Below are 25434 nucleotides of genomic sequence, written 5' to 3' on the forward strand. Positions count from 1 at the left end.
CTGGAACTTGTACAGCTTGGAATCTACGTGATAATGCTGGGTCTTTTTCAATTCTTTGGAATTCGCTTGTAGTAGTAGCACCGATTAACTTCAAGTCACCGCTTGCAAGAGCTGGCTTCAAGATGTTAGCAGCGTCACCGTTGTTGTTTTCTGAATCAGTAGAACCTGCACCTACAATGTTGTGTAATTCGTCGATGAATAAAACAATGTTAGGATCACTCTTAGCTTTGTCGATAACTTTCTTAAGTCTCTCTTCAAAGCTACCACGAAGGCTTGAACCAGCAACCATGTCGTTAATATTTACTGAAATAATGTGCATGTTTGCCATCTTAGCTGGAACGTTGCCAGAAGCAATTCTTTCAGCCAAGCCTTCTACGATAGAGGTTTTACCAACACCAGCAGGTCCAATTAAAACTGGATTGTTCTTCTTACGTCTTGATAAAATTTCGATTACGTTATCGATTTGTTCATCACGACCGATAACTGGGTCGAATTTATTGTTCTTTGCTTCTTCAACTAAATCTTCACCAATTGGTTTTTCATTTGGATTTTGAGGATTTTGTTGAATAGTTTGTGGGGTTGCTCCCATGTTGCTTGAGTAGTTAATTGGAATTGAACCTGAGTTACCATTTCCATTGCCACTTCTCTTGCCGAAGTCGTCATTAAAGAATGAGCTGTTCAATTCGTTAAATAAGTTGTCAAAATCATTGTCAAAGTATGCCATATATGCAAACACTCCCTATAAATAAATTTAAGTCTTTTTAGCACTCGATGTCTTTGAGTGCTAACTCATTACATTTATTAGTATAGCAGGTTATCCACAGAATGCAAGCTTTTTTCTGAAGGTTTTCCACAATTTCTTTATTTTTTGTGATTTAGCAAATAAAAAACACAATAAACACTGGTACATCAGCGTTTATTGTGCTTCACAAATTATAAAGGATTTCTTAAGATAATCAGTTTATCACTAATTATTGTTGAGCTTTCAAAGAGACTTATCCACAGGATAATAAGAAAAAAACTCTTACCTCATGACACCTACATTATTGTCTTTTCTTATTAGCTTGTCTAGGGGGCCGCAAGTTTTTATTCTTCTTTTCTAGTAAATATTGTTTGATCAAGCGCACAACCTGTTCATTCTGTGGCAGGTCCGAGTGATCGGCTCCCGGACCGGTTACTGTCATGGCCGTGTAGCTCTTTACCTGATTTTGGAAAATATACTTTCCGGCTGCAACACTTGCTTCCGGCACAATCCCGTCGGATTCATAGCTTTTACCACCGGATAAAGAATAAACAACCAAATTCTTTGGCAACTTATTTTTATTCTTGATAAAGTCTTCAAGCATTTGCGTTCTGTACTTCAAATTGCTTTCACTAAAATTATATGGCGTCCCCAACGTCATCAGGCGCTTCATTTTGATTTCATTAGCATAACTAGAATAGTAATGCTCCAGCCAATATGTCCAAATCAGACCGCCATTTGAGTGACCAAATGCCTTGAAATTATTGAAATGATAATTTTGCGTCAATGTGTAAAAAGCCTGATCAAGCCAGCCTGCTTGCTTTTTGATGTTGCTATAGCCGTCATGATTATTTTGAAAACCTACTACAATAATTGGTTCATTATCATCTTTATCAATGGCACCGGAATAAGACAATGTGCCTTTTGTTGAAACCTTAATCTTTAACACACTATGCTTAGTTGCTGTTTGGCTATTCAGTTGTCTAACTAATTGATTGAATCGTTCCGTGGTAGCACTTGAGCCTGGCACCATAATAACTGGTGATAACATGGACTTTTGCCTTTGTGCTCGAGCCCAGTTATCTTTTTTCATCCAAGAGTAGCCCGGAATAGCTAAAAGAATAACCAGCAATAAAGTTAGGATTAACCATTTTAGGTTGGGATTTTTACTCATTCTTTTGTTCACGTTCTCTCAGACCTTTCTCGATTCTTTGGCCCAATGAGGCAATTGGGATAAGCATCACGATATCCAATATAAATAGCAAGATTGAAAATACTAAATTAACCCAGTTTCCGTTAGAGCCAAAAAATGAAATTAAGATACCTGGCGTCCCTCTTAGCACTGGATACACGCATGGAGCAATAATATGCAGTGCAATTGCCGCTGAAGCTAATAAAACATTGACCACAGGAATAATAATAAATGGTAAAAACAAAACTGGATTCAAAATAATCGGCATCCCTACCATTAAGCCCCAATTAGAGTTAAAGACTACCGGCAATAAGTTAATTTTTGCAATATTCTCATTTTGCTTATTTTCACGTACAAGCAGAATAATTACTATCAAAGCAAGACCAACACTAGCTCCGCCCATCCAAGCATATGGATAAACTAACGAACTACCCAGGAATTTGTGGGGAACGTCCCAGGCGCTGCCATGTTTTAAAGCATAATTCAGATTTGCCATTGCGGCAGTATTAACGGCTGAATTAGACAAAGCATTCAGTGGATAGCCAATACCAATCCAGCTTAGGAACATTACTACTATCAATAGTAGGATAATTTCAAATAAATTATTTGAATTTTCCACCTGCGCTACCAGGTTCTTAAAAGTAGCCGAACTCATAATTCTGATTTGCAGTTCATAAATTGAAACACCTAAAATCAGACCGCCTAAGATCGACACTGACGCTGGTAATAGCGCATTCCACGCCCTTTTTCGAATGCGGCTAGTATGTTCAAACTCAATCGGCTCATGATCTTTACCTAACCAGTGAAAAATCTGGCCAACAACATATCCTATCAGCAAAGCCAGCAACATGGCATTTACTTTTAAAATACTGGCAGAAAACGGCGAGCGATTACCGGTTGTGTCGCTCAAATTATTAGCATAGGCACAGAACATAATTACAATAACGGCAGTCATACCGACCGAAGTGGAATCTTTCTTATATAAACGCGCCGTATATCTTGCCGAAAAATATGCTGCATATAAGCCAAATAGCCCAAAAGTAGCTCGCACCATTCCGCTGCTGATAAAAGCACCAGCATACCAAATATCGTCTGGCATAGTTTTATCAAAATTCAAAACATTATAAATAAAGCTATCTGGTGAAAAAACAGCATTTCGCATAAGTTGAAAGTATGCACCAATAATTGCGATCGGCATCAGCATAACCAGCGTTCGCTGAAAGACTCTGAAGATCGATAATCTTCTTATTTTTAATAGCAAATTTGCTAACTTATCTACCATAGTATTTTCCTTTATATAACGCTTACAATTATGTTTAAATAAAGTTATAACGACATTATACAATTATGCTAGAAAGATGATAATCATGGCTTACATTGAACTTAAAAATAATACCAAAATTTATCAATCCGGCGATACGCAAATCTATGCCAACAAAGATATCACCTTCTCTGTCGCCAAAGGAGAATTAGTCATCATCCTTGGCTCATCTGGTGCCGGCAAATCTACTTTGCTTAACATTCTAGGCGGCATGGAGCCTAATACCAGTGGTGATGTTATCGTTGCTGGCAAAAATATCGCTGGCTATAACGCTAAAGAGCTGACGACGTATCGGCGCAACGACATCGGTTTCGTTTTCCAATTCTACAACTTAATTCCTAACTTAACGGCCAAAGAAAATGTGGAATTAGCTGCACAAATCGTACCGGATGCGATGGACGCAGACGAAGCGCTAAAATACGTCGATTTGGGCGATCGTGAAAACAACTTTCCGGCTCAACTATCTGGTGGTGAACAACAGCGTGTAGCTATCGCTCGTGCCATTGCCAAAAAGCCAGAGCTGCTTTTATGTGATGAACCTACAGGAGCACTCGACTACCAAACTGGTAAACGTATCTTAAAGATCCTGCAAAACATGAGCCGCGAGAATGGTTCCACCGTTTTAATCGTTACTCATAACGCTGCTATTGCTCCAATTGCCGACAAGGTGATCCGCATCCACGATGGCTGCATTCAGGATATTCACATTAATAAAAAGCCTGCTGATATCAGTACTATTGAATGGTAGGTGAGCAAAATGCGTAAAACAATTCTATGGAAGGATGCCTTCCAGGCCATAACGCATTCCTTAGGCCGTTATATCGCCATCATTTTATTAATTGGTTTGGGTACTTTTGCCTTTACTGGTTTAAAAATGGCGGGCCCTGATATGCGCGCCACGGGTGCCGACTTTTTTAACAAACACAATCTGGCCGATGTAACTATTACTTCAAATTGCGGTATCAATTCCACAGATCGAATGACAATCCGTAATTTATCGGAAGTTAAAAAAGCAACGTTTGGCTATTTTCAAGATGTAAAAAATAAGCACAATAATGATACGCTGCGCGTCTTTTCAAAATCGGGAGATCTTTCAAGCTATGAGCTAATTAGTGGTCATTTCCCGAAAAATAGAAATGAAATCGCGCTATCTTATTTGCTTAAAAAGAAATATCGCATCGGACAAAAAATCACTTTTACTAAGCCTGGTATTTTAAAGAATAAAACTTTTAAAATCGTTGGCTTTGTCAAAGCAAGCGAGTTTTTGGATAAGAATCAAATTGGACAAACTAACATTGGCAATGGTCGTTTAACTGGGATTGCAGTTACTACTCCCAGTGCATTTGCTTCTCCTGTGTACCAAGTTTCACGTGTAACGTTTAAAAATACCCAGAATTTGAGCCCATTTAGCGTAACTTACCGTAACCGCGTCTACCACGATCAAGACAAGCTGCAAACTGCTTTAAACAAGAACCGTGCTGATAAACATCAAAAATACGTCACGATGTATAAAAATCAGTACCGTAAAAAAGCAGCTGAGCAAATGTTAAAGCGTGGCATCTCTGTTGATCCAGCCCAAATTAAAGTACCTAAAAATAAGATCAAAATTGCTTACCCGAGCTACACAATCAGTGGTCGTGAAGAAAGCCAAGGCTACGCTTCTTACCGTGCTGATTCAGAACGTGTCGAAGTCCTCGCTAATGTCTTCCCTGGCTTTCTCTTCGCCGTAGCAGCCTTTGTCAGTTTGACTACCATGATGCGCTTTGTCGAAGAAGAACGGACAAATATTGGGACGCTAAAAGCACTTGGTTACAGCAATGGTGCCATTGCTATTAAATTTTTGCTCTATAGCACATCAGCTGCAATCTTAGGCGTTATTTTGGGTGCCAGCTTTGGTTACACGTTCCTACCCGATCTCATCATCAAGGCCTATTTAGCCTCTTCTACGCTAGGTACCGGTTATGAGATTAATTTTGCCTGGGGTCCACTACTCATTTCCCTATTGGTTGCATTGATTTCTACCACCGTGATTTCAATTTTTACCTTGCATCAGACGCTACGTGAGCAACCATCTGCTTTGCTTTTACCAAAACCACCAAAAAATGGTTCAAGAATCTTGCTGGAACATTGGAGTTGGCTATGGAACCACATGAGCTTTTCGGCTAAAGTTACTGCACGCAACATTTTCCGTTATAAGAGCAGAATGCTTATGACCATCATTGGTGTTGCCGGTTGTACCGGACTTTTAGTAATGGGCTTCGGTATCCGCGATTCGCTGCAAGGCATTGGCGGTATTCAGTATTCTGATATTCAAAAAAATGACGTAATTGCGTTAAGAAGCAGTAATGTCACAAAGAAAGAACAAAATAAATTAGATAATCTGCTAAAAGAAAAAGGTATTAAGCAGTCTAATGCAATCCAGTACCAACAATTAACCAAGCACATTGCCAGCAGCGGTTCGACCGAAAATGTGATGTTGATGGTACCTAAGTCAAATAAGAATTTTAAAAAATCGATCAATTTAAGAGAACGTCAATCAAAGAAGAAACTGCAATTGACCAATAATGGCGTAATTATTTCGGAAAAATTGGCCAATATTTTAAATGCTAAAAAGGGTTCGACCATTTCTCTTAAAAACAGCCACGGTAAAACATACCGCTTCAAAGTCAACGGCATTTGTGAAATGTACCTAGGGCACTACATTTTCATGAATCAACAAGAATATGAAAAAGCTACTGGCAAAAAATATGTTACTAATGCATATTTGGTCACCATGAGAAAACACTCTTCTGCTTTCATCAATCGCGTCAGTCGTAAGCTGGTTAAGTCTGCTGCAATTGAAACAGTGATTTCCAGTTCCGCCAACAGAAGATTGCTAGGTAGCTTCACAGGTAGTTTGAACGAAGTTATCTTCATTTTGATTTTGATTTCAGGAATGCTAGCCGTTGTGGTTATCTACAACTTGACTAACATTAACGTAGCTGAAAGAATCCGTGAGCTCTCCACGATTAAAGTGCTAGGCTTCTACGATAATGAAACGACTATGTACATCTACCGTGAAACGATCATTTTGTCTGGTCTTGGCATCATCGTAGGCTTCGGCTTTGGTTGGTGGCTGCACCACTTTATCATCACGAGTCTGCCGCCAGATGTAGCAATGTTTGATCCGAATATGTATCCAATGAACTTCGTCTTCTCGGCCCTCATCCCTGCCATGATCACGGCCGCATTGGCCATCGTCGTTCATCAAAAGATCAAACGCATCAACATGCTAGATGCTTTGTCATCTATCGATTAATGGCTACTATGCTATAATTATTTCCATAAGAAAAGGTGGAGTAAAAAAATGGCAAGAAAACACTTTGAAATGAACAGTGATGTTCGTAAATTAATCGATAAATATAGCGAGAATCATGATGTTGAATTTAGCGACTTAATCAACAAGGCTTTGAAATTCTACCTTGTTAACCAAATGAACCATAAGGAAGTTAAAGAAGCTTTATGGGACTCAGACGATGAAGTGTCTAAGTACGTTGATGAAACCATGCGCTCCAGTATGGGTGATATTAACAGAAGATATTAATTAAAAAAACCAACAAGAAAATTCTTGTTGGTTTTTTCTGTCTAAATTTTCATTTTATTGGTAATGCTTATATCTGTAATAGCGATACCCAATCTTTTTGCCGAAGATTGTTTCGGACGTTCCCATCCAGTTGGCAATCAAAATATAAATGCCTAAGAATGCCAAACCGAAAATTGCGAGGTAGATAAAACTGCCCATGCGGCCCAAATTATTGAAACGATAGCCGAAAAGAAATTGGTAAACGAATAACAAAACAATATAAATTTCGTTAGAAACGATAATTGGGAGTAAGTTTCTCAGCTTTACGCCATAAGTCTTGTCGAGCTTGTGGTAGCTGAGCAAAATTACGAACAAGAATGCGATGTCGGTTGAAAGAATCGCACCATCCGCATTCATCATCATTGTTAGTGGCACCTGCAAAACGATCTTGGTCAGGATACCCCACATCATGTAAATAACGGCTAGCTTGTTCATGTTCAAAGCAAGAAGCAAAGTAAGTGAGTTCATGACCAACCCTGCTAGTAAACTTTGGATGATATTTTCTACCAAGTAATATGCACCAAGACTATCATGTGAAAATAGCACTGTATAAACTGGCGATGATGCAAATGCTCCAAGTGCGACTACCGGAAGAAGGACAAACAGAAGTAGTCTGTAGTTCTCTAAGAGCAGTTTTCTGATGCTTTCGACGCTATCCTTGGATTTATACCTAAGCCCTGCTAAAAGCGGCAGACTCGTCTCAGAAACAGCTGTAGCGAGTGAAATAATCACCGTAGTGATCTTACTTGGGTTAGCTGAGAAAATCGTGTAGAGATAACTAACATAGGTTGTGCTCATGTGGTTGAAACTGAGCAAAATTTGTTTAAACAAAAGTTGGTCGACCAGCTGCGTCACGGTAATAAAGGAACCAAGCAAAACAAATGGAATTGAGGCATACCATAAATTAAGCAAACTCCGTGAGACGTTGTTTAAGGCACGTGGAGTGCTTTTATCGATTAGGCCCTTGTAATGCCCCCACTGCTTGCGCATATACGCAAAGAGGTACAAATAACTGGCAATAGCGCCGACACAGGCACCGAATACACTAAAGTAAACGGCAGTCACATAATCATGGTGAAAGACTTCGATAACTAAGAACGTAGATAAAAGGATAAAGAGGATTCTGGCGAACTGTTCCCATAATTGGGAAATTCCGTACGGCTTCATATCGTTATTTCCCTGGAACCAGCCTCTCACCATACTCATTGATGGCAAAATTACTACGGCTGGAACCAATACACGAATGGAAATAGTCGCACTGGCAACGGAATCTACCGGACTGTTTTTAGCAATAATTGGTGCCGTTACATAAAGCAAAACACCACAGGCTAGTCCCATGACGAACATGATGATCAGTCCCAGTTTAGTAATGTATAAACTATCCTTGTATCTATTTTGCGAATTTAACTGTGATACTTCCCGGGCAATAACTGAAGGAAGCCCTGCAGTACCAATAGACAAAAAAAGCGCATATGGGGTGTATGAAGAATTGAACAGAGCCTGTGCGTTTAATTGGTTGTGGTAACTGCCAAGCATGATTAACCACGGAATTAAATAAACGACTCCCAGTATTCTAGATACGATACTACCGAATGATAGCCAGAAAGAGCCGGATAAGATTTTTTTATTCAACAGAAAAGCCTCAAATCTACGTTAGTTTCAATATTGCCTTCTTATTATACGTGGAAATTCGATTTTTTGGGAATAAAGTGGATAAAAGCCGAACTTTTTTAGAAAAAATTTAGCTTATTTTCTTCTTCAAATAATACAATTTGATTACATTATTTACTATAATGTTACTTCTAGTTTATTTTACCGTTAGTTCTCTTGACCCAGTACGTTATTCTTATTATCCTTGAAATGTTTCTATGAAGATAAAATTTAGACTAACAATAAAATTTAGACTAACAATTAAAGAATAATATTCGGGGGAATAAAGTTGTCATTAAAGAAGAGATTTATTACAAAATTAGCACTTGTTGCTGCATTATCAACTACTTCAGTTGCCATAGTTAACACCTTACATACTCAAAACAAGACTGTTCAAGCTTCAACTACTTCAGTTGCTGCTCGTTCACTTGGTATCGACGTTGCAAGTTACCAAAGTGCTGATCTTTCAACTCATGCAAAATCAGGTGCTAAGTTTGCCGTAGTTAAGGTTAGTGAAGGTACTAGTTACAGAAACCCTAAGGCTAGTGCACAAGTTGCTAGTGCACGTGCACAAAACATGATGCCAATGGGCTACCACTTCGCTACTTTCAGTGCTAACAGCGCTGTTGCTAAACGTGAAGCAAACTACGCAGTCGCTTCAGCTAAGGCCGTAGGTTTTGCACCAGGTTCATACCTTGCTTGTGACTATGAATCAGGCGATGGTAACAACATCAACATGGGTAAGAGCGTTACTGCTAACGCAATCATTGCCTTCATGCAACAAGTTAAGTCAGCAGGCTACAAGCCACTTTTATACGCAAGTTCATCAGTTTTGAGAAATAACATCAACACCAACGCTGTTATTAACCAGTTCCCTAACAGTTTATGGGTTGCTTCATACGCAGTTGCTGGCCGTATCGACAAGCCAAACTTCAGCTACTTCCCATCAATGAAGGGTGTTTCAATTTGGCAATTTGCTGATAACTGGCGTGGTCTTAACGTAGACGGTAACATCAACGTATTGCCACTTACTTCTTCATCATCAAGTGCCGTTTCTCAAGCTCCTACTAAGAGCTCAACTAAGGCTCGTGTGTTGAAGCACGCAGCTCACGTTTACGACAAGAACGGTAATCGTAAAGCTAACCGCAAGACTTTGAAGAAGAACACTACTGTTACTACCCACGGTAAGAAGAAGAACATTAATGGTGTTAAGTACTACCGGATCGGTAAGAATGCTTACGTTAAGGCAGCTAACCTCTACTAATATTAATAAAGACTAACAACAAAACACCAGGTAAGAAATTTACCTGGTGTTTTTTCATGCTTAATTTATTTTTTTACTTTAAGTATCTGTCACCGGCCAAGTTACGGTAGAAGTTAGCCTTAGCAGTTTGGTAATATTGGGATAACCCACAAAAGACCGATACCAGCTGGAATACTACCAAGAATATACCAACCAAGGAAACTTAAATCAAAGATAAACAAGTCCATCTTGTGTCCGTTCATCAATTCCTTGCTGGCATTAATTCCATCGGTAGCTCCAACTGATTTACCGCTAGCCACCATGTCGCTAACGATGTATGGCGTCATTGCGTATGAATAGCCCTTAACGATACCAGGAATGATCAGTAATAAACTCCACAAGAATGTAAAAATACTGGTCATTACGAAGTTAATACATTCTGGGCCAAAGCGATTTTCGGTGAAAACTGAAAAGGCAGCGGTGTATGGCTTTTCATCGCTTGTATCTTCGTTATCTCTTAAGTTCAAAAATGAAATGGTCAAACTTAATGCGATGAAATTAGCCACCCAAGCTAAGATGCTACCTACTGGACTAAGAAATTGGAAAAATACATTATTTCCATCGTAATCCATATAAAAACTATCAAGCTTGTGACCGCCTGAAGTTAAGATCCAGACAACTAAGCCGTTAATCAAAGCGATAACAACAGCCCAAGTCCAATTGCCGCGAAGAGCATGCTTAGCGTTATCCTTTAATTCCTTTCGTGTAGTAGACATTTATTTCCTCTCACTTTCAAATAAGTATTATTATTAAATTATATACAATATTCAGAAAAAATTGCATCAAAAAAAGCCTAATTCCACCAACAACGGAACTAGGCTCACACAGTGTTGACCGCCACCTCTGACCACATATAGAAGATAACATTTTCGCTACCGGAGAAAATGACTACTATCAGTGGCGGTACATGAAGATTTTAGCATTCAAAAAAATAAAAAACAAGCGATATGGCGTTAATCGCAAATATTGTAATTTTTCTTTGTTAAAAAATTGCAATTAAGCCCGATATAACGGCCGCAATTACAATTACATACGTTGCAACTGCCTGAGGTGAACTAGATAATGGTTTATTTTCTGCCTTGAGTTTCTTTCTAATTTGTTCTGCCATGGCTAAGGAGAAAATAGCTGCTATCCAGAATAGAATCCCTCCAATAATTGACGTCATTTGACTCATATTCTTAAGACCACCGGCCATAGCAATGATAGGCCCTACAATGAAAAATAGGCCAAATATTAATCCACTCCAAATGGCAAAAGGAGCCGTTGGTGGTTGATTCTTTAATTTTTTAATATTTTGAGAATACCGATAAGTCAGATAAAGTTCCAACACACCACATAAAATTAATACTATTCCTATGATTGTAGGTATGAACTTTTCCATAATACTTTACACTTTCTAAAGTTGATTATCTGACTTAATTATATGCCACCAAAAAAGGCCTGACTCCGAATTAAATCGGAATCAGACCTCTTTTTATTGATACTGCAAACCTTGCACGTCAGCTAGTTCAAATGAATTTCTTTATCAAACATGCCACGCATTTTTTCATTAAAATTGTGTGCAATGAAAATAATAGTAGCTTTACTTTTTACCAATTTTTCCAAAATATCAATTGTACTCTTCTGATCAATTGCGCTAGTTCCTTCATCAATGAGCATAATATCACTATCATGAATTTTAGCACGGGCTAAAACTATCTTTTGTCTTTGACCGCCAGAAACATTAAGATGATCCAAATTAATTTCTTCTTCTAGCCCTTTATCAAATTTCTTAATGTCCTCACCTAAACTTACATCTTGGACAGTTTGCTCTACTCTATTTCGTAGTCCATCGTCAAACATAGTAATATTATCAGCAATAGTAGCAGGAAAAAGCCTTGGCGTTTGCGCAATATAACCTATTTTAGATAAATTAGGAGTAATTTCTTTTTGACTCTTATCAAAGTACAAAATCTTACCAGTTGTAGGTTTTAATTCACCCAAAATCAACTTGAAGAGAGTGGACTTACCTGTGCCTGAATCACCTATTAAAAGTGCCTTTTCTCCTGTTTTAACAGAAAAATCAGGGAAAGAAATTTTCTCACCATTTGAAAAGGCAATGCTTAGATCTTTACTACTAATAGCTGTTGCTGAACCTAAATTATCTTCTTCTTTCTTAGGGATCACTTTACTATCATTTTTAATCTTTTCGTTAAGAGGCTCAGTTGATTTCATTTGTCCTCTGTTATTGCCTAAATATTGTAATCCTGTTGCCATGTAGAACTGCAAATTACCAACCGTGGTAATTGTCCCAAAAACTACTAATTTATTAGCAATTAATACAGCAGTAAAAGCAAAAAGAGCAAGCATTAGCAAACTAGAAATCACGCCATTCATTACGGCTAATTCTTGATTAATTTTAGTTTGCTGAACTTTAGCATTCTGAACTTTCTTTGCAGCTTCATTCATCACTTTAAATAAGTGACCACCAGCCATATATCTTTGTAAAGTATTCAGTCCACTTAGCCATTTTTCGGCAACGTCCAAGTATTTCTTATTTGAATTTGAAATATTTGAAAATGCTGCTTGAATTGGTCTTTCAATTAATTGAGGTAAATAAATAGAAATACCTACTAGGACCACAGTTACTAATAATAGACTCCAATGTATCAACAACAGAACAATAATTGCAAATAAGATGTAACAACTCATTTGAATACTACTAAAGAATTTCTTTAGGTAGTTTTCATTAGTATTTTTCAAATCAGTAGTTAACCTATTTTGCATCCCAGATACAGTGTGATTTTGATTATCAAAATAGTAATGCTTAATAGTGTTAGCCCGAACCTGGTGATTATATCTTTGAATTTGCTTAGTTGCTAAATAACTACTACTTGACTGACTAATGCCACTAATTAATAGAAGAATAAATTCTCCTAAAGTTAGCCAAAGCCATAGAGCTAAATTTTTATTAGCCAGAGCCGTTACCTCATACATCAATAAATAAGATTGTCCAATAGCTGTTAAGGGAATTAGAACATTAAAAATTATCGTTAAGATAAAACCAAAAGGATTGATTTTATATAATTCCTTAATTGTCATTGTTCTTTTCCCCCTTTTCTCAAGTGAATTTCACGATCAAACATTGCACGTAAACTTGGATCAAAATTATGTGCAATCAAAATTAAAGTAATATCTGATTTTAAAAGCTCATCTAAAATTTTCTTAGTAGCTTTACTATCAATTGCACTTGTAGCTTCATCCATTAAAACAAATTGACTCTTGTGAATTTGAGTTCTTGCCAAAACAATCTTTTGTTTTTGACCACCTGATAAATTATCATTATCCAAATCGACTACAGTGTCCAAACCATCAGCGAATTTAAGTACATCATTGTTTAATTGAACTTTTTCAACGAAATTCTTAACTTTATTATTTAAAGTTGAGTCAAACATAGTGATATTGTTCTTAATCGTATCTGGAAAAAGAGTTGAATCTTGAGCAATATAGCCTATTTTACTTAGGTCTGGATTAATTTCTTTACCAGCCGAATCCCTAAAAATTACAGCTCCAGAGTTTGGCTTCAATTGTCCTAAAATCAACTTAAAGAGAGTTGATTTACCTGCCCCACTATCTCCTGTTAGTAAGACTTTTTCCCCATGCTTAACTTTGATGTTAGGATATTGAATCAATTCACCGTGTTCATATTTGACTGATGCATCTTTGACTTCTAATTCTGCTAAGTCATCATCAAGCTTTGCAGTATTTTTAACTACGTCTTTTTCTAAATCTTTAGTTTCTTGGTTAATTGATTTAATTGAATTAAATTGAGTTATTGATTGTTCATAAACCCAAATAGCGTTAAAAATTTGACTAACGAAATCCCCTACTACTAGAGCAGCACCTATTGTTATTTTTCCTTGGAAGAACAAAACGCCTGCCCATAATGAAATAGAAATTTGAGACAATGTATTGGCAAGATTACTAATAAAAAATGAGAGTGAATTGATTTTCGCACTATGAATGTTACTATCTTCAAAATTCTTATCAGCTTTATTCATAGTTTTAAAAAGTGAAGTAAAAGAATTGTATCGTCTCAATTCTTGAATTCCACCTAGCCAATAATTAATCGTCTTCAATAATTTGCTATTTTCAATGGAAATTTCTTCATTAGCCTTATCAGTGGCTTTTTCCATAATTCGTGGAGTAAGCAGATTAATCACTGCTAAGATGACTGTCAAGATTACTAAAGTCCAGTTTAATTGAAACAAGATACCAATAGTAAAAATTAAAGTAAGACTATTACTGATAATAGTCAGGATTGGAGTAGCATAATTATCTGTTAAGATATCAAAATTATTTCCTAGTTCATTTTGCATTTCATCCAAGGTTTGATCATTTTGATTATAGAAATGCGCTACAATTTTTTGTCTAATAATTCCAATGTAATTCTGAACTTGACGTGAATACATTGTTTGAGTAGCAGAATCTAAAACAACACTAATAATGCCTGCTGAGATCATTATTACAAAGAAAATCAACGATGACTTCAAATTGCCTTTTACCAAATAATCTGTTGCTGGTTTAAACAAATAACTAGCTGCAGTATTCAATGCTGCTACCAAAATTAATAGTATAAAGGTTAGTAATGCCCTCCCTTTATTACTTTTAATTAACCCACTTAGTGTCATTCTTCTACCTCCCCCGCAAATATGAATCACACGTATTTTTATAAAAAAATCGAAGTTTTTAACTTTAACTTGGTAGCTTAGATAGGTAAGTTGCTTAATTAATATTCGATTTTATTATATGAGGATTTTATAATAAATCAACACTTTTTTCATTAAAAAATTATTGATTTGTAATTTAAATTATAGTATTTTAAGTAAAAGTTCAGCTTATATAAGGAGGAAACAGAGACCGTAAAATAGTTTATGTAAGTATGGATAATTCCTTAAATTAATTGATAATATTAATAATTTATACCAGTATAAGTCACCTACGGAAGGGATCTTTTACAGACCTAATTTACTTTCTAATCATTTATCACCATATTTATCTAATGGTTCAGCGGGTATGCTAGTAATCCTTCTTAGTTTTAAACGTAGATTTCACAAAAATATTTATGATGATCAAATACATGATATTATCAATACCCTAACTAAAAACTTTATGCCCCAAAATGCTTCATTAATGCGGGGATTAAGTGGAATAATATTTTCGCTCTTACAATACGCAGATATTTGTCACGATAAGCAATATAACAGTTTTATAAAAGAAAATATTGAAACATTGCCATATTACTCCTGTAAATGGAACGATCAAACTTTGATTGTTAATCCTTCTTTTCGAAATTTAGATATTTGTTTCGAAGATGGAAGCAAGGGGATTATCTATATCATTAATCTAGCTAAAAAATTACATATTATAGAGTAGTATCCATACCAAAAAAGGCCTGACTCCGAATCAAATCGGAATCAGACCTCTTTTTTATAATTCCATCATGATTGACATGATGCGATTTACTTTTTTCTTAATCTTACCAAACTCACCAGGGACAGTGTGATTATCTTGAATGATAATCATATTCTTACCATCCTTAGTGCTACGCATAAAGGTGTAATAACCTTCACCTGCACCATTAGCTGACTTATACTTCTTCAAGTTGTATAAACCACCATTGTAGAATGTAGGAGCCTCACCCTTAAACAGGATCTGCTTGCTATGTTTGGTTAGCATGTTGCCATGTAGAATGTATTCAATCGTTTTAGCTAAATCGCCATTCGACATTACAATCGATCCAGCACCTAACTCATTATGTGCATCATTTACTGCGGTCTTACGCTTTACCTTTACGTACTGGCCCTCTTTCATCTCATATCCAGGCACCCAATTAATGGCGCGTAATTTGGACATGTTAGACCATAAGAACTCAGTTCTCTTAAGGTGAAGCGGCTCGATATAAGTCTCACGGAACAATTGCTCGTAAGTCTTATGTTCAAGCTTGGATAAAATACCACAGAGATAAATGTAGTTAACTGAAGTATAGTGCCATTTGCCAAGCATCTTAGCATCAAACACGGTGTATTTCTGATCATGGTCAATATTAGCCTTATCAGAAATAAACTTCTTTGTGCCTAACTCTTGGCCCTTCTCTAAATCAAGTCCTGAAGTCATATCCAGCAGATTGCTGATTCTAACCTTCTGTGCTCCAGCTACGTTTGGATAATACTTAGAAAGCTTATCTTTTAAGCTAAGCTTACCTTTCTGCACCTCGCGCATTACCATTGCAGCAGTCATTGACTTTTGAACTGAATTGATCAAGTAGCTAGTGTCAGTACTATTGTTCGTTGCATAGTTCAGTACAGGCTTCATATTGCTTGTTACCAATACGGAACCCTTAATACCTAATCTACTAATAGCCCGTCGCACTACTTCACTTTTAAACGATCTTTGCTAGTTAAATTTACTCGCTTAACATTGTCTTTATTCTGCCACTTCTTTGAGTAATAGTAGTTAGACATATCGTAGTTGTAACGCTTGTTAGGCAATTTCATAAATGGTCTAACGGCTTGATCAACAGCTACCCAACCTTTCCAACCAAGGTGAATAGTATCTTGCATGAAGTACTTTTCATTACCACGTCTTGAAAGATCAGCAATGTTTTCAAAGCCTTGGCTAGTCAATTGTTGTTCCATCTTAGCAACTGATTCTTGGTACATCTTAGCTGACAAGCCAGTGTACTTCATCCACTTACCGTTGATAGGTGGAATAATGAACAAAACATTGGTATGTTGCTTAGCAAATTGTTCTAGCATCAATTGGAAGTCAGCGTATTCAACTGATTTTACGTAGTTAAAGTGACGTTGACTGCCCTTGAGGTTCTTCAATACCTTCTTAGGCAAACGAGTTCTAAAGAAAGTATTGTCGATTCCCAAGTTGTTTGAATTAGTGTGTGCTGCAGCTTGTTCTTCAGCAACCTTGTTCAAGGCAGCAACAGAATAAGCACTAGGCAAAACCTTAGCTCTATCGTGGATCTTATTTACACGGTCACGCAATTGGAATGAACTAAAGAAGTTGTCTTCGTTAACCAACATTCTACGACGATTTTCTAAGTAAAATCTTTGGAAAGTAGTTAACTTCTTACCTGCAGCAATTTGCTTAAGACTATTTCTAATCTCACCCTTTACGTCTGGCATATCAAGCAGACGTTGTGCAGCATAACGATCAGTCTTATTATTCTTAGCACTTAACAAGAAGTTACATGCTTGAAGTGGTGAATAATACAAAGCAAAGGCATTAGAATCTTGGCCCTTCTTAGTGAACCATTGTGGTGAAATGATCACTACAGCCTTTTTGTTTTTAAGCTGTTTAGCTGTACCTTGCATCCCCAGGAATTGAGCCAAAGATTGACTACCTGGTCCACCAAGTAAGAATGGACGATAATTTCTGTGGTACTTTTCTGCAATAACACTAGGGTGAAGTGGATCGAATCTAGACAATTCACTTGAACCATAGAATGGTACATAACCCTCATTGTATGCTTCTTGCTTCATTGTGCTGCCCTTGAAGACAGTAGTGTTTTGTGAAGCAGCAGCTTCGTAAATGGTTTGCTTAGAAAAAGTTCTTTCCCAAGGAAGTAGGAATACAACTAGTAAAAGGATAAAAGCGCAAAGGACTGGGCCAAAAATTTGCCACAGCCGGCGTTTATTACTCATTTTCTAAGCTTTCCACCTTTGCAACAATCTTGTTAGGAGTGTCCCATTCAGCACGGTTGAATTCTGATACAGGAACATCGATATCAAATTTTTCTTGTAAGCTCAAAAGCATTTGTACACTTGCCATTGAGTCCATCAAACCATTGTCAAAGATGTTTTCATCCATTTGGTCTGATAAGTCTTCACCAGTTAAATCGTTCAAAATGTCTAATACGCCTTGTTTAGTGTCCATAATTAATACCTCTCAAAAAATCTACTCTATTTTTTACTTCCAGCCAAACCATAATTGGCTAAGGAATCCTGAGAAAATCAAGAAACTGAAACATACCACGTTGAAAGTTAAGAAAATGGCGAACCATTCAGTGAACTTGTTGTGTGGAATTTGCTTCTTGTGTTTTCCCTTAAATCTTAGCCACATATCGTTGACACAGATAGCAGTGGCATGGAATAAACCATACACAATATAATACCATGTTAAACCATGCCAGAATCCCATTATTAGGAATAACAGGAAGTATGAGACCTGTGACAATCTAATACGATTCTTGAACAACTTTTTCTTCATTGCAAAGAAAGTGAATCGCATGTAGATGTAGTCACGGAACCAGAATGAAAGCGTCATGTGCCAACGGTTCCAGAAGTCTTTGATGTTCTTAGAAATAAATGGCTTGTTGAAGTTCATTGGGGTATGAATACCCATGAAGTATGAAATTGATACCGCAAATAGTGAGTAACCTGCGAAGTCGAAGAACAAATACATACTGTAGCAGTACATATAAGCAAGTAACCACCAGGATAACTTCAAACCACCATTTGCGTTACCTACTGCTAAAGCAGCAGTGCTGATTCTTGGAAGCCAGTAAGTTCCAAAGAACCAACCAATTACAAATTTGTATAAAAATCCTTGGAACAAATATCTTACAGCGTATTGTAAGTCTGTAATATATGCGTCTCTTGTAGGAACTTTATCGTAATCTTTCTTAAATCTGCGATACCTATCGATAGGACCTGATGAAATAGTTGGGAAGAAGAGCAAGAATCTTGCATACGTTACAGGATCTACCTTCTTGATTGCCCCATCACGCATTTCCATGATAACTTGAATGGTCTTGAACGTTACATATGAAATACCCAAGAAACCGATCACGAAGTTAATTGAATTATCAGGAAACGCAGTCAAATATTTAACTGCAGCTAATGGTATGATGGCCAAAATTACAGCTAAACTGAAAATCCAGGTCTTATTTTTACCATGATGACGATAATACTGATAAGCAAAGGTCAACGCGAATTCGTAAATCAACCAAAGAATCAGGTTTACACCTTGTTGCCAGTGACTACCATCAAAGATCAAGAATAAGAAGACAATTGAGAAAATTGCTTCATATATCTTGAGACGACGACCGTTATAAAGACCAATAATGATTGGAATTAAAGCAATCATCAAGTAAACGAAATATTGCGGATTTGAGTAAGGTTGTAAGTTAATGAAATTAAAATTCACTACTTATTAACCTCCTTAATAACCGCCTTGATATCAACCTTGCCGTTTTGAGAAATAGGCAACTTGTCTTGGTAGACAAAACGTTGTGGAAGCATGTATGGCATGATGTTCTTTGCCAAATCTTCACGAATTGCCTTAGTTAAAGTGGCTTCTGAGTGTTGACGCGCTACACCGTGCTTCAATTCGATCTCCGCTACGATTTGCTTAACGGTGTGATCTTTATTGTATTTTGGTGCTGCAACGCCATAACGGACGTACTCGTTCTTGCTCAAGTAGAAGTTGATTTCTTCAAGCTCGATTCTGTAACCGTTGAACTTGATTTGGAAGTCAATTCTACCGCGATAGAAGAGCATGTCGCCGTCAAAGAATCCGGCATCCCCACTGCGGTAGCTACGGTACTTGTCGCCATCCTTTTGGAAGAAGGCAGCTTCAGTTTTTTCAGGGTTGTTCATGTAACCCTTTGAAACGCTAGGACCGCTAATGATAATTTCACCTTCGCCAGGCTTATCACCCTTTGAAGTATCAATAGTGATCTTGGTGTCTTCCTTAACCTTACCGATTGGTAAACGGTCGTACTTCTTAAGAACGTCGTCAGTAATTTCAACTTGCGTTACGGCAACAGTTGTTTCGGTTGGACCGTAAGTGTTAAAGATATGGCTTTCTGGGAATCTCTTCTTAAGCATGTCTGCTTCGCTGTGTGGTAATTCTTCACCACAGAATAAGAAGTGACTAAGGTCTGGGTGATGTTCAGAATCAAAAGTCTTATCCAAGAAACACATTTGTGCAAATGATGGGGTTGATACCCAAACATTAAATTGCATCTTTGGCAAAGTTTGGAACAATTGACCAAAGTTTTGCGTTACATCGTGTGGCAATACAACAAGCTTACCTGCTGAAACAAGTGCAGGGTAAAGACTCATTACTGACAAGTCGAATGAGTATGGAGCTTGGGCCAAGAAACTTGGGTGTTCTGGCAAATTAAAGTCTGATAACTCCCAGTTTACAAAGCTGAGTAAGTTATCGTGACTGATTTGTACACCCTTAGGCTTACCAGTAGTACCTGAAGTGAAGATGATATAGTAGTTTTCATCGCCTTCAACAAATTTGCTTTCGTCAACAGTGAAGTCGCCATCTTCAACTTCACTAGCCTTAAGTACCTTAACGTTGTCTAAGTTAACGTCTGGCAATGGGTCAATTTCCAAAACCAATGGTGATTTTGAAACATCTTGAATCATGGTCAAACGTTCAGCGTTTGAGTAACTAGCAATTGGAATATAAGCGTGACCAGTTTTAACACAGCCTAAAAAACTAGCGATCATTTCAAAGGTTTGACCACCCCAAATCATAATTGGAGCATCATCTGAAATATCTAAGCTAGCAATCTTGTGTGCCCAAGCGTTAGAACGCTTCTTAAGGTCACCATATGTATTAGTTTTGCCAAGATAGTCGTAAACAACACGATCTGGTTCTTGTTCTGCTATCTCGTCGATCTTCTTAATAACATCTTGAATCATGTGACAGCACCTACCTTAAAATTCGTTGTAAATGAAGTGAACTGAAGTAAGTCCACTATATTCATACAAATAGATAAGGGCCATCAGGATTGCAAAATAAACAATTGTCTTTAAAACAAACTTTCCAATGCGTTTGCCTCGAGAGTCAATTTGTGTTTTTTTATCCATTTTTTCTCCCTCAAGTAACATATATTTTTTACTCTTGCCTTATATTACTACAAATAGCAACACTAGACGCACTATCGTTGTACATTTTAACAAATTTAAACTTTTTCTGAAATCCAATCTATTTTTGAAAAAAATACAAAAAAGCGGTTTCTTTATTGTAATTTCTTACAGTTGCGATATGCAAAATATAATGGGATGAAAATTACGATTGCCACAAAGATTAAGGCAAAAATCGATAGTCGCATCACATTTTGCGGTTTAGTCCAGCGCTCGCTCTTGGCGGTAGTCAGCAAATATACAGCAAAAAGCACAATAATAACTAATTCGCCAAGGCAAAATATCATATGAGTCATTTGATAAAGGTAGAGATAAACTGACGCTGGGAATAAGCAGAACCAACCAGAAAAACGCAAAAGAAAGATCTCTCTTCTTCGATAATCTACATTCATTTGTTTTTCCTTTCCAAACTAGCTGCCAAACAAGGCATTGATATTCATCGATAGTATTCTATCCATTACCGTGATGTCTGGTCTAGCATAAATACTTGAAGCTGATTCAAATACACAAAGCAGCTGCCCCTTGTAAGCAGTAATTTGTTCCAAATATGGCGGCATATCGACAACTAGCTCCGCATTCTTTTCGTCAAGCGCGTTCAATGCCGAAGTTGGGAACACATACAGTTTAGAATTGCCGCTGCCGTATGACTGACTCAAGAAGATTTTATCTTGATAAATCGCAATCCCCTGAATCTGCTTATCCATTGATGTTTCACCGGTAGGATCTGACCACTGCAAAGTACCAGTAACGGATTTCACTTCATTATTAGTAATGGAGCCCTTGTTTTTACCGCTACGGGCAATTGAATATGCGGCAACTTTCCCCCGGCCATACATGTTAAAGAAGCCGACGAACAGTTGACCATCGTAGTAAGTAACAGTAGAGGCTTTTTCAACGGCAGGAATCGCAATCTGGTGATTGTACTTGATCGGGATGCGACTGCCATCTTTATAGTCCTTCATTTCTTTTAATGTAAATGAAGCAAGAGCTGAGGACTTACCCATTTTACCGGTTACCCAAATATTTTTGGCAACTGGATCATAAGCAATCCCGCCTAAGTGAGGACGGCCGTGAACCTGGATCGTCTTAATGTATTTTCCCGTCTTTTTGTCCAGCACATAAACGACTGAAGCATGCCGGTGTTCGCCATCATATGCCGTGAGCAAAATATATTTACCAGCTACAGTAATCCCCTGCGGCGTCATTGCGGTTGCCGTATTGTATTTTTTCGTGGCAAAATCATAGCTCTTAGTCGAAACTAAGCCCGGAATGACAAAGTCCTTACCATCCCACGTTCTTGGTGGAACATAATTTGAAACCTTATTAATGAAAGAATAATTTTGACGCAAGGATCTTTGATAACTAGAAAAATTGTGCCAAGCAGCACTTGTATTAGTACCATCCTTTGCTTTGACTACCTTGGGCCTATCTCGCAGCATTTGCTGTTTCTGCCACCATTGATAACCGAAATATCCACCTGCTCCCACTCCAGCTAATAAAAGGAGTACTAAAAACAGATGCAGGATAAATCTGCCTATTCTTTTCAAAAAAACTACACCCTTCTATTTTCCGTTTTTATCATGTCTTACATTATAACCAAAAAAATTTACTTTTCTTTATAAGTGCATAAACTCGGGCTTTTTAGCAAAAATATAGCCTTTTTTGAAAATAAAGTGCATTTCGTCACACTTTTTTCACAATTTCAGGTTATACTACTTAACGTAGTGAGGAGGAAAACATCTTCCCATTACAACTCAACTTTTTTGTTTTTCATTCATACTCCTCCAAGTAAATAATGAAAATAAAAAGAATTGACTTACTCCAATTAGTCAATTTCATATCTATCCCTTTCGGCTCACGTGCGTTGCGTGGGCTTTTCTTATGCCCAAATTTTCTTCTTAACTAGTTCTCAAACAAATCTTTACCTTTTCATAATAATTTGAACATTTTTAATTCACATTTACTCTGTACTATATAAATCGTAGCAAGGCGGTAGAAACTTGCTACAATACTCCCACTTTTTTTATTTCATTCATTCTTACTCCTCCAAAGTAGATGAAACTAATAAGGTCCGCAAAATTTTGCGGGCCTTTTCCTTTTTTCTAGTATAATTTTAGTTAGAAAAGAGGCGTATCATGTTTTCACCATCGATCCAACATTTAATTGAAGAAAAATCGGGATCATTCTTAATTCCCGCTAGTCGTATTGCCTTTGTTCAAGAAGACAACCCACTCTATCACGCATTTTTAATTCTGACTAAAGTTAAATATTCCAAAATTCCAGTTTTAGATAAAGATAAAAGAGTAGTTGGTTTACTCAGCTTGGCCATGATTACGGATAAAATGCTAACCAATGACGCAATTTCTACCGCGCCACTTGATACTTTAAAAGTTAAAGACGTAATGCAAACGGATTTCGATAAAATAAATTTTGTTGAGACTACGCTTGAAACGCAGCTGCATTTACTGATTAACAATGCCTTCCTGCCCGTCGTAGATGATCGCGGCGTCTTTCAAGGTCTTCTCACCAGACGTGAATGGATCAAGGCCTTCAACTATGTCGTTCACACATATGATAAGCACTATAAATCTGAAAAAATTAAATAACCCCCAATCGGCTTGAGACCTTTATTCAAGCCGATTTTTTAATTAATAAATTATAATAAACCGTTTATATCTCTTATACCTAGAAAGAATGTTAGAATGGTGTGAGTAAAGTAATACTGCTGACTTTTTGGAGGTTTAATCATGAAACGTCATTGGAAATTTATTGTCGTTTTAATTGCGGGGGTAATAAGTCTGTTTTTTGAGTTTGGCATACATGCTTCTACATTGTTTACTACGCCACTCCTTAAATTGCAGATGAACCCACAAGCAATTATTATCGACATTCTTGGTATTTGGATTTCCGTTCTCTTGTTAATGGAAATATTTGAAGATTGGAAATCTGGACGCTACGGTGTTGATATCCTAGCAGTTATTGCGATTGTTTCTACTATTTTGATCAACAACTACTGGGCTGAATGGATGATTTTGGTAATGTCCACTGGTGGTGAAACACTGGAAGACTACGCTACTGGACAAGCCAGCAAGGAACTCCGTTCTCTTTTGAACAATACACCACGTATTGCCAACAAGCTGGTTAACGGTCAAATTACTGAAGTCAAGGTTAATGAATTGCGCATTGGCGACATCGTTTTGATCAAGCCAGGTCAACAAGTTCCTGTTGACGGTGAAATCATCAAGGGTACTTCTAGTTTTGACCAATCTTCATTGACTGGTGAATCCGTTCCTGTAACTAAGAAACCAGGTGACAACTTGATGTCAGGTTCCGTCAACGGTGACGTCGCAGTACAGATGAAGGTTACCAAAGAAGCTAAAGATTCTGAATATCAGTCAATCGTTGCTTTGGTTAAGTCATCACAAGCACAACCTGCTAAGTTCGTTAAGATGGCCGACCGTTACGCCGTTCCATTCACTATCATTTCATTGATTATTGGTGGCGTTGCATGGGCCGTTTCGGGGGATGCTACTAGATTCGCCGAAGTTATGGTTGTCGCTTCACCATGTCCACTTTTGATCGCAGCTCCCGTTGCTTTGGTCAGTGGTATGAGTTCAATGTCAGCTCACCATATTATTGTGAAGTCTGGTCCAACTCTTGAAAAATTAGCTCGTGCTAAGACTTTTGCTTTTGATAAGACTGGTACTTTAACTAAAAACCAATTGGTAGTTGACCAAGTTGTCCCTGCAGAAGAATCTGTAAGCAAGGATGAATTGCAAGGCTTAGCTGCTAGTGTTGAACAACAATCAAGTCACGTTATTGCTGGTTCACTTGTAAAGGCTACTAACAAAGATTTGATTAAGCCAGTAACCGACTTAAAGGAAACTACTGCTCAAGGTGTTGAAGGTAACGTCGACGGCAAGCACGTTAAGGTTGGTAAATTAAAGTTCGTTGCACCTGATCATGAAAAGATCGATGTTAACTCCACTGCTGTCTTTGTCTCAATCGATAATCAATTTGCTGGTTACATTACTTTGATGGACGAAATGCGTCCAGAAACACCTGACACAATCGCTAAGTTGAAGCGTCAAGGTGCTCAAGATATCATGATGCTTACTGGTGACCACAAGGCAGTTGCCGAAAAGGTTGGTAACAAGGCCGGAATTACTGATATCCGTGCTAATCTTTTACCATCTGAAAAGATTAAGGCTATCAAGGAAGTACCTAAGAACTTGCGTCCTGTCGTTATGACTGGTGACGGTGTTAATGACGCACCAAGTTTGACCGCCGCTGATGTTGGTATCGCTATGGGTGCTAAAGGTGCTACTGCTGCCAGTGAAAGTGCTGATGCGGTTATCATGGTTAACGATTTGTCTAAGATCAATGATGCCGTTGCTATTTCTAAGCACACTATGAAGGTTGCTAATGTCGACGTTTTGACTGCGATTGGTGTCGTAATTATCATTGAATTAATTGCCTTCACTGGTGTTATCCCAGCATTCTGGGGTGCTATTTTGCAGGAAGTTGTCGACATGATCACTATCAGTTTGGGACTTCTTGCTAAGACTACTCCAAGCAAAAAGCAATTCGGACTTGAAGAGTAATTTGCATCGGACTAAAAAAAATATTAAGATTAAACTCAACTGAATATTTATTTAGTGGTT

General features: G+C 37.5%; 22 protein-coding genes, 1 pseudogene and 1 other annotated feature (1 of these 24 only partly in view). Of the genes and pseudogenes, 7 read left to right on the plus strand and 16 right to left on the minus strand.

Annotated features, from left to right (window positions below; translation table 11 throughout):
* From BN1206_RS08775 to BN1206_RS08785, 3 genes are all read right to left on the minus strand, one after another.
* A partial coding sequence (locus BN1206_RS08775) for an AAA family ATPase (RefSeq protein ID WP_156172748.1) occupies positions 1-724 on the minus strand: 724 nt, incomplete at its 3' end.
* A 319-nt stretch (positions 725-1043) separates the two neighbouring features.
* The gene (locus BN1206_RS08780; protein ID WP_052543266.1) at positions 1044-1916 is read right to left on the minus strand and encodes an alpha/beta hydrolase; all 873 of its coding nucleotides are present in this window, start codon (positions 1914-1916) and stop codon (positions 1044-1046) included.
* Complete coding sequence (locus BN1206_RS08785) at positions 1909-3216, minus strand: PTS transporter subunit EIIC (RefSeq protein ID WP_052543267.1); 1308 nt, start codon at positions 3214-3216, stop codon at positions 1909-1911. Before BN1206_RS08785 ends, BN1206_RS08780 begins: the two co-directional genes overlap by 8 nt.
* Positions 3217-3301: 85 nt before the next feature.
* Between BN1206_RS08785 and BN1206_RS08790 the strand changes: the two genes are divergently transcribed.
* Genes BN1206_RS08790 through BN1206_RS08800 form a run of 3 tightly spaced genes read left to right on the plus strand, consistent with a single transcriptional unit; the run spans position 3302 to position 6838 of the window.
* Complete coding sequence (locus BN1206_RS08790; RefSeq protein WP_013438749.1) at positions 3302-4003, plus strand: ABC transporter ATP-binding protein; 702 nt, start codon at positions 3302-3304, stop codon at positions 4001-4003.
* 9 nt (positions 4004-4012) lie between these two features.
* The gene (locus BN1206_RS08795; protein ID WP_014566238.1) at positions 4013-6553 is read left to right on the plus strand and encodes an ABC transporter permease; all 2541 of its coding nucleotides are present in this window, start codon (positions 4013-4015) and stop codon (positions 6551-6553) included.
* Positions 6554-6601: 48 nt separating this feature from the next.
* Entirely contained in the window at positions 6602-6838 is a 237-nt protein-coding gene (locus tag BN1206_RS08800) for a hypothetical protein (protein WP_013438751.1), read from the plus strand.
* A gap of 54 nt (positions 6839-6892) precedes the next feature.
* On the opposite strand, the gene BN1206_RS08805 is transcribed toward BN1206_RS08800, so the two are convergent.
* The gene (locus BN1206_RS08805; protein ID WP_082104779.1) at positions 6893-8509 is read right to left on the minus strand and encodes a putative polysaccharide biosynthesis protein; all 1617 of its coding nucleotides are present in this window, start codon (positions 8507-8509) and stop codon (positions 6893-6895) included.
* A gap of 307 nt (positions 8510-8816) precedes the next feature.
* Here BN1206_RS08805 and BN1206_RS08810 point away from each other — a divergent pair, with 307 nt between their 5' ends.
* A complete protein-coding gene (locus BN1206_RS08810) occupies positions 8817-9791 on the plus strand; it encodes a GH25 family lysozyme (protein ID WP_052543268.1) in 975 nt (324 codons plus the stop codon).
* A 73-nt stretch (positions 9792-9864) separates the two neighbouring features.
* On the opposite strand, the pseudogene BN1206_RS08815 reads toward BN1206_RS08810, so the two are convergent.
* The 4 genes and pseudogenes from BN1206_RS08815 to BN1206_RS08830 form a co-directional block, all read right to left on the minus strand.
* Positions 9865-10546, minus strand: a pseudogene (locus BN1206_RS08815) (DUF975 family protein).
* 266 nt (positions 10547-10812) lie between these two features.
* Positions 10813-11211: a Tim17/Tim22/Tim23/Pmp24 domain-containing protein gene (locus tag BN1206_RS08820; RefSeq protein WP_052543269.1), complete on the minus strand. Its 399-nt coding sequence runs from the start codon at positions 11209-11211 to the stop codon at positions 10813-10815.
* Positions 11212-11333: 122 nt separating this feature from the next.
* Positions 11334-12911 (minus strand): ATP-binding cassette domain-containing protein, encoded by a 1578-nt coding sequence (locus BN1206_RS08825; RefSeq protein WP_052543270.1) that lies wholly within the window; start codon positions 12909-12911, stop codon positions 11334-11336.
* Complete coding sequence (locus BN1206_RS08830) at positions 12908-14500, minus strand: ATP-binding cassette domain-containing protein (RefSeq protein ID WP_052543271.1); 1593 nt, start codon at positions 14498-14500, stop codon at positions 12908-12910. Before BN1206_RS08830 ends, BN1206_RS08825 begins: the two co-directional genes overlap by 4 nt.
* 319 nt (positions 14501-14819) lie before the next feature.
* On the opposite strand from BN1206_RS08830, the gene BN1206_RS10380 reads away from it, so the two are divergent.
* Positions 14820-15245 carry a glycoside hydrolase family protein gene (locus BN1206_RS10380; protein ID WP_369792941.1) on the plus strand — a complete coding sequence of 142 codons (426 nt, stop codon included), beginning with the start codon at positions 14820-14822 and terminating at the stop codon, positions 15243-15245.
* A gap of 54 nt (positions 15246-15299) precedes the next feature.
* Here BN1206_RS10380 and BN1206_RS08840 read toward each other — a convergent pair whose 3' ends face one another.
* The 8 genes from BN1206_RS08840 to BN1206_RS08875 form a co-directional block, all read right to left on the minus strand.
* Positions 15300-16241 (minus strand): serine hydrolase domain-containing protein, encoded by a 942-nt coding sequence (locus BN1206_RS08840; RefSeq protein WP_052543272.1) that lies wholly within the window; start codon positions 16239-16241, stop codon positions 15300-15302.
* Positions 16241-17527 (minus strand): D-alanyl-lipoteichoic acid biosynthesis protein DltD, encoded by a 1287-nt coding sequence (dltD, locus tag BN1206_RS08845; protein WP_052543273.1) that lies wholly within the window; start codon positions 17525-17527, stop codon positions 16241-16243. Before dltD ends, BN1206_RS08840 begins: the two co-directional genes overlap by 1 nt.
* Positions 17520-17759, minus strand: coding sequence for a D-alanine--poly(phosphoribitol) ligase subunit DltC (gene dltC / locus BN1206_RS08850; protein WP_003625019.1), 240 nt, complete (start codon positions 17757-17759; stop codon positions 17520-17522). The genes dltD and dltC overlap by 8 nt, the downstream gene beginning before the upstream one ends.
* 33 nt (positions 17760-17792) lie before the next feature.
* Positions 17793-19031, minus strand: a complete 1239-nt coding sequence (gene dltB / locus BN1206_RS08855) for a D-alanyl-lipoteichoic acid biosynthesis protein DltB (protein WP_014566246.1) — start codon at positions 19029-19031, stop codon at positions 17793-17795.
* A complete protein-coding gene (dltA, locus tag BN1206_RS08860; RefSeq protein WP_013642570.1) occupies positions 19031-20545 on the minus strand; it encodes a D-alanine--poly(phosphoribitol) ligase subunit DltA in 1515 nt (504 codons plus the stop codon). The genes dltB and dltA overlap by 1 nt, the downstream gene beginning before the upstream one ends.
* 15 nt (positions 20546-20560) lie before the next feature.
* A complete protein-coding gene (locus BN1206_RS08865) occupies positions 20561-20713 on the minus strand; it encodes a teichoic acid D-Ala incorporation-associated protein DltX (protein ID WP_013438768.1) in 153 nt (50 codons plus the stop codon).
* A 152-nt stretch (positions 20714-20865) separates the two neighbouring features.
* Positions 20866-21162 (minus strand): hypothetical protein, encoded by a 297-nt coding sequence (locus tag BN1206_RS08870; protein WP_013642571.1) that lies wholly within the window; start codon positions 21160-21162, stop codon positions 20866-20868.
* An 18-nt stretch (positions 21163-21180) separates the two neighbouring features.
* Complete coding sequence (locus tag BN1206_RS08875) at positions 21181-22317, minus strand: YncE family protein (RefSeq protein ID WP_013438770.1); 1137 nt, start codon at positions 22315-22317, stop codon at positions 21181-21183.
* Positions 22318-22905: 588 nt separating this feature from the next.
* Between BN1206_RS08875 and cbpB the strand changes: the two genes are divergently transcribed.
* On the plus strand, positions 22906-23376 hold the full coding sequence (cbpB, locus tag BN1206_RS08880) for a cyclic-di-AMP-binding protein CbpB (protein ID WP_013438771.1): 471 nt from the start codon (positions 22906-22908) through the stop codon (positions 23374-23376).
* A 141-nt stretch (positions 23377-23517) separates the two neighbouring features.
* A complete protein-coding gene (locus BN1206_RS08885) occupies positions 23518-25374 on the plus strand; it encodes a heavy metal translocating P-type ATPase (protein ID WP_052543274.1) in 1857 nt (618 codons plus the stop codon).
* A 56-nt stretch (positions 25375-25430) separates the two neighbouring features.
* Positions 25431-25434, plus strand: a sequence feature (sodium ion sensor (DUF1646 type); this cis-regulatory element may regulate processes involved in with the transportation of sodium ions); it runs 54 nt beyond the window's last position.

This window comes from Lactobacillus sp. OTU4228 (assembly GCF_001006945.1).
Classification (GTDB): Bacteria; Bacillota; Bacilli; order Lactobacillales; family Lactobacillaceae; genus Lactobacillus; species Lactobacillus amylovorus.

Coding starts and splice junctions, on each gene's coding strand:
- BN1206_RS08780 (WP_052543266.1), bottom strand. CDS start 1,916: ATGAGTAAAAATCCCAACCTAAAATGGTTAATCCTAACTTTATTGCTG.
- BN1206_RS08785 (WP_052543267.1), bottom strand. CDS start 3,216: ATGGTAGATAAGTTAGCAAATTTGCTATTAAAAATAAGAAGATTATCG.
- BN1206_RS08790 (WP_013438749.1), top strand. CDS start 3,302: ATGGCTTACATTGAACTTAAAAATAATACCAAAATTTATCAATCCGGC.
- BN1206_RS08795 (WP_014566238.1), top strand. CDS start 4,013: ATGCGTAAAACAATTCTATGGAAGGATGCCTTCCAGGCCATAACGCAT.
- BN1206_RS08800 (WP_013438751.1), top strand. CDS start 6,602: ATGGCAAGAAAACACTTTGAAATGAACAGTGATGTTCGTAAATTAATC.
- BN1206_RS08820 (WP_052543269.1), bottom strand. CDS start 11,211: ATGGAAAAGTTCATACCTACAATCATAGGAATAGTATTAATTTTATGT.
- BN1206_RS08825 (WP_052543270.1), bottom strand. CDS start 12,911: ATGACAATTAAGGAATTATATAAAATCAATCCTTTTGGTTTTATCTTA.
- BN1206_RS08830 (WP_052543271.1), bottom strand. CDS start 14,500: ATGACACTAAGTGGGTTAATTAAAAGTAATAAAGGGAGGGCATTACTA.
- dltD (WP_052543273.1), bottom strand. CDS start 17,527: ATGAGTAATAAACGCCGGCTGTGGCAAATTTTTGGCCCAGTCCTTTGC.
- dltC (WP_003625019.1), bottom strand. CDS start 17,759: ATGGACACTAAACAAGGCGTATTAGACATTTTGAACGATTTAACTGGT.
- dltA (WP_013642570.1), bottom strand. CDS start 20,545: ATGATTCAAGATGTTATTAAGAAGATCGACGAGATAGCAGAACAAGAA.
- BN1206_RS08865 (WP_013438768.1), bottom strand. CDS start 20,713: ATGGATAAAAAAACACAAATTGACTCTCGAGGCAAACGCATTGGAAAG.
- BN1206_RS08870 (WP_013642571.1), bottom strand. CDS start 21,162: ATGAATGTAGATTATCGAAGAAGAGAGATCTTTCTTTTGCGTTTTTCT.
- cbpB (WP_013438771.1), top strand. CDS start 22,906: ATGTTTTCACCATCGATCCAACATTTAATTGAAGAAAAATCGGGATCA.
- BN1206_RS08885 (WP_052543274.1), top strand. CDS start 23,518: ATGAAACGTCATTGGAAATTTATTGTCGTTTTAATTGCGGGGGTAATA.